The 12,981-nt window shown below is 72.7% G+C and carries 9 protein-coding genes; 6 read left to right on the top strand and 3 right to left on the bottom strand.

Translation table 11 applies throughout. From position 1 onward, the window contains the following. Positions 1 to 15: 15 nt before the first annotated feature. Complete coding sequence (locus O7542_RS02340) at positions 16 to 987, bottom strand: type IV toxin-antitoxin system AbiEi family antitoxin domain-containing protein (protein ID WP_043329045.1); 972 nt, start codon at positions 985 to 987, stop codon at positions 16 to 18. A gap of 178 nt (positions 988 to 1,165) precedes the next feature. Between O7542_RS02340 and dusB the strand changes: the two genes are divergently transcribed. Further along, entirely contained in the window at positions 1,166 to 2,329 is a 1,164-nt protein-coding gene (gene dusB / locus O7542_RS02345; protein ID WP_069087966.1) for a tRNA dihydrouridine synthase DusB, read from the top strand. Positions 2,330 to 2,388: 59 nt separating this feature from the next. On the opposite strand, the gene O7542_RS02350 is transcribed toward dusB, so the two are convergent. Continuing rightward, complete coding sequence (locus O7542_RS02350) at positions 2,389 to 3,045, bottom strand: C39 family peptidase (protein ID WP_064446171.1); 657 nt, start codon at positions 3,043 to 3,045, stop codon at positions 2,389 to 2,391. 725 nt (positions 3,046 to 3,770) lie between these two features. Then, complete coding sequence (locus O7542_RS02355; protein ID WP_281605614.1) at positions 3,771 to 5,531, bottom strand: beta-N-acetylhexosaminidase; 1,761 nt, start codon at positions 5,529 to 5,531, stop codon at positions 3,771 to 3,773. A 310-nt stretch (positions 5,532 to 5,841) separates the two neighbouring features. Here O7542_RS02355 and ppdK point away from each other — a divergent pair, with 310 nt between their 5' ends. From ppdK to O7542_RS02380, 5 genes are all read left to right on the top strand, one after another. Further along, entirely contained in the window at positions 5,842 to 8,550 is a 2,709-nt protein-coding gene (ppdK, locus tag O7542_RS02360) for a pyruvate, phosphate dikinase (protein WP_281605615.1), read from the top strand. A 117-nt stretch (positions 8,551 to 8,667) separates the two neighbouring features. Further along, positions 8,668 to 9,033: a VOC family protein gene (locus O7542_RS02365; RefSeq protein ID WP_043329055.1), complete on the top strand. Its 366-nt coding sequence runs from the start codon at positions 8,668 to 8,670 to the stop codon at positions 9,031 to 9,033. Beyond that, on the top strand, positions 9,020 to 10,255 hold the full coding sequence (locus tag O7542_RS02370) for a deoxyguanosinetriphosphate triphosphohydrolase (RefSeq protein WP_281605616.1): 1,236 nt from the start codon (positions 9,020 to 9,022) through the stop codon (positions 10,253 to 10,255). Before O7542_RS02365 ends, O7542_RS02370 begins: the two co-directional genes overlap by 14 nt. 38 nt (positions 10,256 to 10,293) lie before the next feature. Then, entirely contained in the window at positions 10,294 to 11,130 is an 837-nt protein-coding gene (locus tag O7542_RS02375) for a siderophore-interacting protein (protein WP_113972670.1), read from the top strand. A gap of 172 nt (positions 11,131 to 11,302) precedes the next feature. Next, on the top strand, positions 11,303 to 12,937 hold the full coding sequence (locus O7542_RS02380; RefSeq protein WP_069088860.1) for a BCCT family transporter: 1,635 nt from the start codon (positions 11,303 to 11,305) through the stop codon (positions 12,935 to 12,937). The last annotated feature ends 44 nt before the right edge of the window (positions 12,938 to 12,981 follow it).

A 12,981-nucleotide genomic window follows, 5' to 3' on the forward strand; every position in this document is an offset into this window, starting at 1 on the left:
AGAAGGGGCCCCTTCTTAACACCCGTCGCCGGGGGAGATCGGCTCCGCCCGTACGCCGGTCGCGGCGCCCACCCCGCGCCTGGCCGCGTACGCGTCCTCGACCGTGCGCCGCACCCGGCCCGGCTCCCTGCGGATCTGCGCCGGCGTGAAGTGCAGGACCAGCACCCCGTACCGGCTCAACTCGTTGTGCCGGTCCAGCGTCCGTGCCCAGTCGGTCGGGCTGAGGTGGTACTCCCGCGAGTCGACCTCCAGCGCCACCGCGCAGTCGGCGAGGTAGCCGTCCGGCGTCGGCAGGCGGGTGCCGTCGGCCGCCGACAGCCGCGGGTTCCACAGGATCCCGCCGAGCATGCCGCTGCCGCCCAGGCACTCCCGCAGCTCGGTCTCCGGCGCGGAGCGGACCCCGTCCGTGATCTCGGCGAACGCCTTCCGGATCAGGGCGGTGCGACTGCGCCGGGCCCGGCGGATCTCCGCGTCCAGGCTGTCCAGATCGGTGAAGCCGCGCTGCACGGCCTCCGCCACCGTCGCCCGTACCGGCCGCAACTGGCGCAGGTCGCGGGCCGCGTCCACCACCGCCCGCGCCGGCGAGCACACCGGATAGAGCGTGGTCCGCCGGGCCCGCGGATCAAGCTCCAGGGCCCGCGCGATCACCGCGTGACCGGCCGAGCGGCGCCGCACGTGGTGCGGCAGGATCAGGTGTACGTCAGCAGTGCGCGGACTGTGCCGGAAGCCGTACCAGATCAGGGCGGCCAGGCCGGTGAGCTGCGCGTCGGCGCCTGCGTAGAGCGCCGCCGAGATGCGTCGTTGCTCGTCGGTGAGGGTGCCGGTGACGAGCGCGTACGTGGCCGGCAGCACGCGCTGCCACAGGCCGCGCCGGGTCTGCCGGTACAGGTACATGTCGTCGTATCCGACGCCGAGAAGCTGCGTCCGCGTGACGATCTGCTGCTGGCGTTCCGCCAGGTCGCCGAGTTCGGGTGGTTGTTCGGGCATGCCCGGCAGCGTGCGGGCTGCGCCGATCCTTCTGTGGCCCGCTCGCCCGCCCTGTGGACAGCCGGCCCGGCTGTGGAGCGCGTCCGCGAGGCGGGCCGGCTGTGATATGCGCCCTGTTAACAAGGGGCCCCTGCACTACCGGAGACGTTAATAAGGGGCCCTTCCTTACACTTGGTCGGTGACTGCCCCTACGCTGCCCGCGCTGACCATCGGCCCCCACGAGGTGTGGCCGCCGGTGGTGCTCGCGCCGATGGCCGGGATCACCAACGTCGGCTTCCGCCGGCTCTGCCGCGAGCAGGGCGGCGGCATCTACGTCTGCGAGATGATCACCACCCGGGCGCTCGTCGAGCGGAACCCGAAGACGCTCCGCATGATCGCCTTCGGCGCCGAGGAGCAGCCCCGCAGCCTCCAGCTCTACGGCACCGACCCGGAGATCACCGCCGCCGCCGTGCGGATCGTGGTCGAGCGCGACCTGGCCGACCACATCGACCTCAACTTCGGCTGCCCCGTGCCCAAGGTCACCCGGCGTGGCGGCGGCTCGGCCCTGCCGTGGCGCCGCCGTCTGTTCGCCCGGCTGGTCAGGGCCGCGGTGGACGCCGCGTCACCGGCCGGGGTGCCGGTCACCGTCAAGATGCGCAAGGGCATCGACGACGACCACCTGACGTACGTCGAGGCGGGGCTGGCGGCCCAGGACGCGGGCGTCGCGGCGGTCGCCCTGCACGGGCGTACGGCCGCGCAGCGCTACTCCGGCACCGCCGACTGGGACGCGATCGCCACGCTCAAGTCGGCGCTCGACGTGCCGGTGCTCGGCAACGGTGACATCTGGGAGGCCGACGACGCGCTGCGGATGGTCGCGCACACCGGCGTGGACGGCGTGGTGATCGGGCGCGGCTGCCTGGGCCGGCCGTGGCTGTTCGCCGACCTGGAGGCCGCGTTCAACGGCAGCCCCGAGCGGCGGCTGCCCTCGCTCGGCGAGGTGGCGGTGACCATGCGCCGGCACGCCGAGCTGCTGGTGGAGCAGTTCGTGGCCGGTGCCCGCAACCCGGCCCGGGGCGAGCGGGACGGCTGCACCGACTTCCGCAAGCACGTCGCCTGGTACCTGAAGGGCTTCCCGATCGGCAGCGAGCTGCGCCGCTCGCTCGCCATGATCGAGAGCTTGGCGCAGCTCGACGACCTGCTCGGCAAGCTCGACCCGGCCGTACCGTTCCCGGTGGAGAACCTCGGCCAGCCGCGCGGCCGCACCAACTCCCCGGGCAAGGTCTTCCTGCCCGACGGGTGGCTGGCCAGCCGCGACGACGACACCCCGCCGGACGGCGCCGAGCTGGACGACTCCGGCGGCTGACAACCCGGGTACGCCGAAGGGCCCGACCCCGTGGTGGGGGTCGGGCCCTTCGTGTTCGGTCAGGAGCTGTAGCCGCGGCTGGCGATCCAGCGGGCGAGCTCGTCCACGTCCATCCGGTAGGAGGCCTGGTTCGGGTTCGCCGAGTCGGCGATCGTCACGACCTTCCCGCCGTCGCGGTAGCCCACCACGCTGATGTAGTGGCCACCCTCGAAGGAGTGGGCGTTGCCGTCGGTGTCGGTCGCGGTGCCGGCGATGTTGGCCACCACGGCACGGCCGTCGTCGACGGTCTTGACCACGTCGGCGCGCAGCTTGTCGACCTTGTCGCGGTCGCGGGCCTTGTCCACGGGGATCTCGGTGGACTTGTAGACGTCCTTACCGGTCTCCTTGTTCAGTACCGGGGTGATGTCGTTGATGGAGTTGGTGCCGGCCTCGGTGGTGCCCATCTCCTCGGCCATGGCGTGAACGTCGATGTTCTTGCCCTGCACGCTCAGCGCGTTGCGGGCGGCGGCGGGGCCGCAGAAGTAGAAGTTGGGCTGGGCTTCGTAGCGGACGTCGAGTTCCCGCTCGCCGTGGCCCTTGCGGTCGGTGGTGACCTGGGCGGCGGCGCGCTCGGCCGGGGTGGCCTGGGCGGCGACGGCGGGGCCGGCGATCCCACCGGCGGTGGCGACGACACCGGCAGCGGTCAGAACGGTCTTGCGCAGCAGAGTGGTAGCCATGATCAGTTGCCTCTCTGTCGGGGGTACGCGGCGATGGGGGATGCCGCAGAGAAAGATCAGGTGGCCCGGTATGTGCGTCGGGCCGGTGGCTCGCTCGGGCGGCCAGGGGGACGGCCTGCTCCGGCGGCTCGGGGATGTAACGACCGGCGTCCCGGCCTCATTCCCAGCCCGCCGGGGGCGGGGCGGGGCGGGGTGGTTGGCGGGTGTGGCGCGGTCTGCCATGTACAACGCCCCGCACCCCGCCCCGATTCCAGCACAGCCGTGGCGCCCACCACCCCGAACCCGGACAATCCACCCAGCGCCCGCCCGGCGTTGATCAAGGAGTTCGTGTCCGACAGACCACCCAGAACAGACACAAACCCCTTGATCACACCCGAGCGCCCAACCCTCGATCGCGATCTTGCACTTGCGGCCCTTGAGGTGCCCGATTCGCACCTTTTTCCGGGGCGGCAACTGCAAGATCCCGCAAACTCCTTGGTCGACAACGCGCTTGGTGAGGGGTGTTCGCGGCTCCGGCGGGCGTGACCTGTCCGTTTTCCGGCGCGCTGCCCTGGCCCTGGGTAGTGATCAACTCCAGCTCGCCGACGTGGTGGTGTCGCGGAGCCTCTGATGCCACCACCTCGCCGAGCTGGAGTCGATCAAGCCGCGGTGCCCCAAGACCTCCCGCCAGCAGCGGGCGATCATGAGGTGGACGGCGGTTTGTGTCCGGTTTGTCGCCGCCACCTTCATGATCGACGAGGGCTGTCCTCCGGGCGGCGGCGCGGGGTGGGGACGGGTGTGGGGGTGGGGGGCCAGGGGATCTCGGGGGATGGGTGGAAGGTGATGCCGGCGGTGGCCCAGCGCGGGCCGTGGCCGGCGAGGCGGCTACGGAACCGCTGCCAGTCGTGCGTGGCACGCGGTGACCAGCCCAGCTCCGCGACGGCGGGCAGGCGGGGGAAGAGCATGTACTCGACCTCGGCCCGCGTACTCACCGACTCGGTCCACAGCGGCGCCTCCACGCCCAGCACGGCCTCGGCCGGTACGCCCCGCACGTGGGTGCCCGGATCCCACTCGTACGCCCGGCGCACGTCGATGAGACCCGCCCAGTCGTGCCCGATCGGGGTGTCCGGCGCGTACTTCATGTCCAGGTACGCGTGGTTGGCGGGGGAGAGGATCACCCGGGCGCCCCGGCGTACCGCGTCGGCGGTCTCCGGGTCGTCGCCGTTCGTGCCCCACCACTGCAGGACGCGCCCGTCGACGTGCCCGGCCGGGGCGAGCTGGTGCCAGCCGACCACCGTCTTGCCGGTGGCCTGCACCAGCCGCTGTGCCCGTTCCACGAAGGCGCGGTAGCTCTCGGCCGGCACCTTGAACGCCTCGTCGCCGCCGAGGTGCAGCCACGGCCCCGGCGTGAGCGCGGCCACCTCGCCGACCACGTCGGCGACGAAGGCGTACGTCCGCTCGTCGGCGGGGTCGACGTAGCTGAACCCGACCTCGGTGCCGGTGTAGGGCGGTGGCGCGACCTTGCCGGGTGCCAGTTCGGGGTACGCGAGAAGCGCCGCGTTGGTGTGGCCGGGCAGGTCGATCTCGGGCACCACGGTGACGTGCCGGCGGGCCGCGTACGCGACGATGCGCCGGTAGTCGTCGCGGGAGTACCAGCCGCCGGGGCCGCCGCCGACAGCTGTCGCCCCGCCTACTTCGGTGAGCCGGGGCCAGGAGTCGACGGCGATCCGCCAGCCCTGGTCGTCGGTGAGGTGCAGGTGCAGGTGGTTGAGCTTGTACCGGGCCAGGTGGTCGACCACCCGCAGCACGTCCTCGACGGGGAAGAAGTGCCGGGCCACGTCGAGCATGGCGCCCCGATAGGGGAAACGCGGACGGTCGACGACCGTGCCGCCGGATACTGCCCAGCGGGTGGCGACCGGCGTGGGGCTCTCGATCGCCGCCGGCAGGAGCTGCCGTAGCGTCTGCGCGCCGTGGAACAGGCCGGCCGGGGTGGCGGCGGTGATCCGGACGCCGGTGGCGGTCACGTCGAGGTGGTAGCCCTCGCCCTCGAGCCCGCCGACGGCCGGCCCGCCGGAGCCGTCGTCCGTCGCCCGGGTCCCGGGAGCAGCGGCGGCATCCGGGGCGGACGGGGACAGCGTGAGCGTCAGCGGGCCGTCCCCCCGGGCGGGGACGTCGGTGACCGGCAGCGGGAAGCCGGTGGCCGGACGCAGCCAGGCGGCGAGCTGCTCGGCCACGTCCCGCCCGGCGGGGCTGACCCGCAGCGCCGCGTCCGCTCCCAGCGTGAAGTCGCCCGCGGGGTCCGGGAACACCTGCTCGGGCGCGGGCACCACGTCGTCGAGCCGGACCGGCGCCGGTCCGGCGAGCACCTCGGTGGCACGGCCCGCGGCGACACGCGCCAGCTCGGCGGCAGGCGTCGCCACGCCGGGCAGCAATTCACCCGACGTGCTGGTGGGACGGGTGTCGGTCGGCTCCGGCCCGGTCTCCGGGGCGGTGGGTGTGGTCGGCACGGCGACGGCTCCGAGGGGTGTATTCGCGCGGGATATGGCAAAGGTGAGGATCCGCGGGACGCAGTCAGTCAAGAGTACGAGGGGAAGCGGAATTGCGTGATCGTGCTCGTGGAAGCGTTCCCAACAACCCGTACGAACGCGCATAGTGGCGACCGTTGTGCCGAAAGTCACCGAACGCTCCCAGGTTTCACGAAACTCGCCTAGCCTTCGGCCCACCGACGCTGACGAGCCGGGATTACCGGTGGTCACTCCCGGGGTATGTCCGAACTAAACCTTCGTTAAGTGTCAATGGCGCGCGTTGGAGGCTCTGGTGGAAGCGCAGGAATCGGGCGAGCACAAGTACGTGTACGACTTCGCCGAGGGCAACAAGGATTTGAAGGATCTGCTCGGCGGCAAGGGGGCCAACCTGGCCGAGATGACCAACCTCGGCCTGCCGGTTCCGCCCGGCTTCACGATCACCACCGAGGCCTGCAAGGCGTACCTGACGACCGGGCGTGAGCCCGACGGCCTGGCCGCGCAGATCGAGGCGCACCTGGAGTCCCTGGAGCGCGAGATGGGCCGCCGCCTCGGCGACCCGGACGACCCGCTGCTGGTCTCGGTACGCTCCGGCGCCAAGTTCTCCATGCCCGGCATGATGGAGACCGTCCTCAACGTGGGTCTCAACGACCGCAGCGTGGTCGGCCTCAGCAACCAGGCGGGTGGGAACGACAGGTTCGCCTGGGACTCGTACCGCCGGCTGATCCAGATGTTCGGCAAGACCGTCTGCGAGGTGCCGGGCGAGGAGTTCGAGCACGCGCTGGACGAGATCAAGAGCGCCAAGGGCACCCACAACGACCTCGACCTGGACGCCGACGACCTGCGGGGGCTGGTCGACGCGTACAAGAAGATCTTCGTCAAGCACACCGGCCGCGAGTTCCCGCAGGAGCCGCGCGAGCAGCTCGACCTCGCCATCCGCGCGGTCTTCGACTCGTGGAACGCGGAGCGGGCGATCCTCTACCGCCGCCAGGAGCGCATCCCGGCCGACCTGGGCACCGCCGTCAACGTGGTGGCGATGGTCTTCGGCAACCTCGGCCCCGACTCGGGCACCGGCGTCGCGTTCACCCGCGACCCGGGCAGCGGCGCGCAGGGCATCTACGGCGACTACCTGGCCAACGCCCAGGGCGAGGACGTGGTCGCCGGCATCCGCAACACCGTGCCGTTGCAGGAGCTGGAGCAGCTCGACAAGACCTCCTACGACCAGCTGCTCGGCATCATGGCCCGGCTGGAGGAGCACTACAAGGACCTCTGCGACATCGAGTTCACCATCGAGCGCGGCAAGCTCTGGATGCTGCAGACCCGGGTCGGCAAGCGCACCGCCGCCGCCGCGTTCGTCATCGCCGGGCAGCTCGTCGACGAGGGTCTGATCGACCTGGACGAGGCGCTGCACCGGGTCAACGGCGCGCAGCTCGCCCAGCTGATGTTCCCGCGCTTCCAGCTCGACCACGAGTTCGAGGCGGTCGCCAAGGGCATCGGCGCCTCCCCGGGCGCCGCGTCCGGCAAGGTCGTCTTCACCTCGGCCCGGGCGGTCGAGCTGGCCGCCGAGGGCGAGGCGGTCATCCTGGTCCGCCGGGAGACCAACCCGGACGACCTCAACGGCATGATCGCCGCCAAGGGCATCCTGACCTCCCGAGGCGGCAAGACCAGCCACGCCGCGGTGGTGGCCCGCGGCATGGGCAAGACCTGCGTCTCCGGCGCCGACGAGCTGGACGTGAACGTGCCGGCGAAGAGGTTCACCGTGGGCGACCACGTGGTGAACGAGGGCGACGTGGTCTCGATCGACGGCACCACCGGCAAGGTGTACCTCGGCGAGGTGCCGGTCATGCCGTCCGAGGTGGTGCAGTACTTCGAGGGCGAACTCGACCCGGAGCACACCGACGACGCGCTGGTCCGCTCCGTACACCGGATCATGACGCACGCCGACGCGGCGCGGCGGCTGCGCGTGCGCACGAACGCCGACACCGGCGCGGACGCGGCCCGGGCCCGGCGCTTCGGCGCCGAGGGCATCGGCCTGTGCCGCACCGAGCACATGTTCCTCGGTGACCGGCGCGAGCTGGTCGAGCGGCTCATCCTGGCCTCCGGCGCGCGGGAGCGGGAGGACGCGCTCGCGGCGCTGCTGCCGCTGCAGCGGGCCGACTTCATCGAGATCTTCCGGGAGATGGACGGCCTGCCGGTCACCGTGCGGCTGATCGACCCGCCGCTGCACGAGTTCCTGCCCCCGCTGGAGCAGCTCGCGGTGAACGTCGCAGTCGCGCAGGAGCGCGGTGAGGACGTCGCGAAGGAGGAGGCGCTGCTCGCCGCCGTCCGGCGGATGCACGAGGAGAACCCGATGCTGGGCCTGCGCGGCGTCCGGCTCGGCCTGGTCATCCCGGGCCTGTTCGCCATGCAGGTCCGCGCGATCGCCGAGGCCGCCGTGGCGGTCGTCCGCGACGGCGGCAGGGCCTGCCCGGAGATCATGGTGCCGCTCGTCGGGGCCGTGCAGGAGCTGGAGACGGTACGCGCCGAGGCCGAGCGGATCATCGCCGAGGTGGTCGGGGACAGCGGCGTCGAGGTGCTGATCGGCACGATGATCGAGGTGCCCCGGGCGGCGCTGACCGCCGGGCAGATCGCCGAGGCGGCCGAGTTCTTCTCCTTCGGCACCAACGACCTGACCCAGATGGGCTGGGGCTTCTCCCGCGACGACGTGGAGGGCGCGTTCTTCTGGCGCTACCTGGAGCTGGGCATCTTCGGCATCTCGCCGTTCGAGTCGATCGACACCGACGGCGTCGGCCGGCTGGTCCGCATCGCCGCCGAGGAGGGCCGGGCGGCCCGCCCGGGCCTGAAGCTGGGTGTCTGCGGCGAGCACGGCGGTGACCCGGACTCGGTGCACTTCTTCCACGAGGTCGGCCTGGACTACGTCTCCTGCTCGCCGTTCCGGGTGCCGGTGGCGCGCCTGGAGGCCGGCCGGGCGGCGATCACCACCACCGGCTCCGACTCCCGCTGACGCCGACGCGGGGCCGCCGGTGTTCATCGACGGCCCCGCGTACCGCCTGGCGCGCCTTTCCGGCCTCCTCGGCGTAACCTGAGCTTCCGCCACGTGTCGATCAGGAGGGGTGGGCGCATGACCGCCGTCTGGGAGAACCTGACCATCGACGCCCGGGACCCGTCCCGGCTCGCCAGTTGGTGGGCGGAGGCGCTCGGTTATCAGGTGGTCACCGACAAGCCGGACGAGGTGGAGATCCGCCGCACCCCCGACACGCTGCCCGGTCTCGTCTTCGTCCCGGTCGCCGGGCCGAAGGAGGGGAAGAACCGGCTGCACATCGACCTGCGCCCGGCCGACCTGGAAGCCGAGGTCGAGCGCCTGGTCGACATGGGCGCGCGGCACGTCGACATCGGCCAGGGAGACGTGGAGTGGACGGTGCTCGCCGACCCGGAGGGCAACGAGTTCTGCGTGTTGCGCCAACGCGGCAACGGTGACCGGGGCTGACGACGCGGCGCGGCTGGTCGACGAGGCGCCGAAGGACACCGGGTACGGCCGGTCGCCGTTCGAGCGGGACCGCGCCCGGGTGCTGCACTCGGCGGCGTTCCGGCGGCTCGCCGCGAAGACGCAGGTGCACACCGCCGGCACCGACGACTTCCTGCGTACCCGGCTGACCCACTCGCTGGAGGTCGCGCAGATCGCCCGCGAGATGGGCGCCCGGCTCGGCTGCGACCCGGACGTGGTGGACACCGCCGGGCTGGCCCACGACCTGGGTCACCCGCCGTTCGGGCACAACGGCGAGTACGCGCTGGACGAGCTGGCCGCCGCCTGCGGCGGGTTCGAGGGCAACGCGCAGACGCTGCGGGTGCTCACCCGGCTGGAGGCCAAGGTGCTCACAGCGGACGGGCGTTCGGCCGGGCTGAACCTGACCCGGGCCGCGCTGGACGCGGTGAGCAAGTACCCGTGGCCGCGCCGGCCCGGCGAGCGCAAGTTCGGCGTGTACGCCGACGACCGCCCGGTCTTCGACTGGCTGCGCGAGGGCGCGCCGCCCGGCACCCGGCGCTGCCTGGAGGCCCAGGTGATGGACTGGGCCGACGACGTGGCGTACTCGGTGCACGACGTCGAGGACGGCATCCACGGCGGATACGTCGACCTGCGCCCGCTGCTGGCCGACCCGGACGAACGGCGGGCGCTCTGCGCCGACGTGTCCGCCACGTACTCGGGTGAGGCGCCGGAGGACCTGGGCGAGGTGCTCGCCGACCTGCTCGCCGACCCGGTGCTCGCCCCGCTGGCCGCGTACGACGGCAGCCACCGTGCGCTCGCCGCGCTGAAGGCCACCACGAGCGTGCTCACCGGCCGGTTCGTCTCCCGCGTGGTGGCCGCCACGCAGCAGCGCCACGGGCCCGGCCCGCACCGCCGCTACGCCGCCGACCTGGAGGTGCCGCGCCGGACCCGGGCGCAGTGCGCGCTGCTCAAGGGCATCGCGCTGCGGTACGTGATGCGCCGCCCCGGTGCCGAGGGCCGGTACGCGCGGCAGCGCGACGTCCTGGCCGGGCTGGTGACGGCGCTGCTGGACCGGGCGCCGGACGCGCTCGACCCGGTGTTCGCGCCGTTGTGGCGGGACGCGGCGGACGACGCCACGCGGCTGCGCGTGGTGATCGACCAGGTCGCCTCGCTCACCGATCCGGCCGCGATGGCCTGGCACGCCCGCCTGGTGTCGCCGAGCTGACCGGATCAACCCGGCGAGCTTAGGCTAGCCTAAGTGGCATGACGGACCGCCCGAAGAAGCTCACCGCCGCCACGGTCGTCCGGACCACGCGGCCCACCCCGCACCTGATCCGCCTGGTCCTGGGCGGTCCCGAGCTGGCCGGGCTGCCGGTGGGCGCGTACACCGACCACTACGTGAAGTTCGTCTTCCCGCCGGCCGGGGTGACCTACCCGTACCCGGTCGACCTGGCGACGATCAAGCGGGAGTTCCCGGCGGAGCAGTGGCCGCGCCTGCGCGCGTACACGGTGCGGGCCTGGGACGCCGCGGCGGGTGAGATGACGGTGGACGTGGTGCACCACGGCGACGAGGGGCTGGCCGGGCCGTGGGCGGCGGCGCTGCGTCCCGGCGACCGGGTGTTGTTCACCGGGCCGGGCGGCGCGTACGCGCCGGACCCGGCCGCCGACTGGCACCTGCTGGCGGGCGACGACAGCGCGCTGCCGGCCATCGCCGCCGCCCTGGAGCGGCTGCCGGCGGGCGCGCCCGCGAAGGTGTACGTCGAGGTCGGCGGCCCGGCCGACGAGCTGCCCCTGACCAGTGCGGGCGCTGTCGAGGTGTGCTGGCTGCACCGCGACGGCCGCCCGTACGGCGAGCCGCTGGTCGAGGCGGTACGGGCGCTGGAGTTCCCGCCCGGCCGGGTGCACGCGTTCGTGCACGGCGAGGCCGGCGCGGTGAAGGAGCTGCGGCGGCTGCTGCGGGTCGAGCGCGGCGTGCCCCGGGGCGACCTGTCCATCTCCGGCTACTGGCGGCAGGGCCTGGACGACGAGGGCTGGCGATCCACCAAGCCGGCCTGGAACGCCGCGGTGGAGGCCGAGGAGGCCACCGCCGTCCCCTCCTGACCGCCCTCGCCGCTCGCCGCCCGCCGCCCCCGCTCCCGACGCCGATCTTGGAGTTGTGGCGCCTCTGATACCGGTGTGAAGCGGGCATCCTGGGCGCCGCAACTCCAAGATCGACGGAGGCGGAGTGGGCGTTTCGTCCTACCCGGGCGGCTGCGCTGCCCAGGATGGGGTCATGGGGGAAGACGTGGGGGAGCGGGCCGGGACGCAGCCGGCCGACCGGGTGGTGCTCGGGGTCGGCGTGGCCGGGGTGCTGGCCGTGGTGGCCTGGGGCGTGTTCGCGCGTGGTTCCCTGGCGTCGTTCGGCGCGGCCGGGCTGAGTTGGACCGTGAGCACGTTCGGCTGGTTCTTCGTGCTCGCGGCGGACGCCTTCCTGGTGCTGGCGGTCGTCGTGGCCGCCTCCCGGTTCGGCCGGATCCGGCTGGGCGCCGACGACGACGAGCCGGAGTTCGACACGCTGGCCTGGGTCGCCATGATGTTCAGCGCCGGCATGGGAATCGGCCTGGTGTTCTTCGCCGTGGCCGAACCGATCCAGCACTACGCGACGCCGCCTCCCGCCTCCGGCGTCGCGCCGCAGACCGGGGCCGCCGCCGCGACCGCCATGCAGTACACGCTCTTCCACTGGACGCTGCATCCGTGGGGCATCTACGCGATCGCGGCGCTGGCCCTGGCGTACTCGACGTTCCGCAAGGGGCGGGGCAACCGCATCTCGTCCGCGTTCACGCCGCTGCTCGGCGACCGGACCGACGGCCCGCTCGGCCGCGCGATCGACCTGCTCGCCGTCTTCGCCACCGTGTTCGGCTCCGCGACCAGTCTCGGGCTGGGCGCGCTCCAGGTGGCGGCCGGCCTCGACCTGGTGGCCGGTGTGCCGGACGGCCGGGCCGTCGAGTTGACGATCATCGGCGCGCTCACGCTCGCGTTCGTCGTCTCCGCCTTCTCCGGACTGCACCGGGGCGTCAAGTGGCTGTCCACCACGAACGTGCTGATCGCCGTCGTACTGATGCTGTTCGTGTTCGTGGTCGGTCCGACCGTCTACACGCTGGAGGTGTTGCCGGCCTCGGTCGGTGACTACCTGAGCGGCCTGGTGCGCATGTCGACGCGTACCGGGGCGTTCTCCGATCCGGCCTGGCTGGGCTCGTGGACCATCTTCTACTGGGCGTGGTGGATCTCCTGGGCGCCGTTCGTGGGCACGTTCATCGCCCGCATCTCACGCGGCCGTACGGTCCGCCAGTTCCTGATCGGGGTGCTGCTGATACCCAGCGGCGCGAGCACCGTCTGGTTCGCGGTGATGGGCGGGACCGCCCTGCGTACGCAGACCACCGGCACCCGGGACCTGGTGGCCGACGTGGAAGCCGGGTCCGAGCAGGCGCTGTTCGGGCTGCTCGACGCGCTGCCGCTGGCCACGCTGACGAGCGTGCTCGCCATGGTGCTGATCGCGCTCTACTTCGTCACCAGCGCGGACTCGGCGTCGCTGGTGCTCGGCTCGCTCAGCTCGCGCGGCGCGCTGCGGCCGCACCGCGGGGTGGTGGTGCTCTGGGGTGTGCTGATCGGCGCTGTCGCGGCGGCGTTGCTGCTGGCCGGCGGGCTGGCCGCGCTGCAGCAGGCGACCATCCTGGTCGCGCTGCCGTTCGTCGTGGTGATGCTGGGCCTGGCCGTCGCGGTGCTCCGGGAGATGGCAGCCGATCCGGTGCTGCGCGCCGGGCCCCGGCCCCGCCGCTCCGGCCTGGCCGCCGCGGTGAACGCGGCCCGGTCGTACGAGGAGGAGGAGCCGGCCCCCGTCACCCGCTGGTTCCACAGTCGGCGCCGCTGAGTGGGGGTACCTCGGTTTGTAGTATAGGTGCTACATTTCGAGGC

Source organism: Micromonospora sp. WMMC264 (genome assembly GCF_027497275.1).
Classification (GTDB): domain Bacteria; phylum Actinomycetota; class Actinomycetes; order Mycobacteriales; family Micromonosporaceae; genus Micromonospora; species Micromonospora chalcea.

Coding starts and splice junctions, on each gene's coding strand:
- O7542_RS02340 (WP_043329045.1), bottom strand. CDS start 987: ATGCCCGAACAACCACCCGAACTCGGCGACCTGGCGGAACGCCAGCAG.
- O7542_RS02350 (WP_064446171.1), bottom strand. CDS start 3,045: ATGGCTACCACTCTGCTGCGCAAGACCGTTCTGACCGCTGCCGGTGTC.
- O7542_RS02365 (WP_043329055.1), top strand. CDS start 8,668: ATGACCGCCGTCTGGGAGAACCTGACCATCGACGCCCGGGACCCGTCC.
- O7542_RS02375 (WP_113972670.1), top strand. CDS start 10,294: ATGACGGACCGCCCGAAGAAGCTCACCGCCGCCACGGTCGTCCGGACC.
- O7542_RS02380 (WP_069088860.1), top strand. CDS start 11,303: ATGGGGGAAGACGTGGGGGAGCGGGCCGGGACGCAGCCGGCCGACCGG.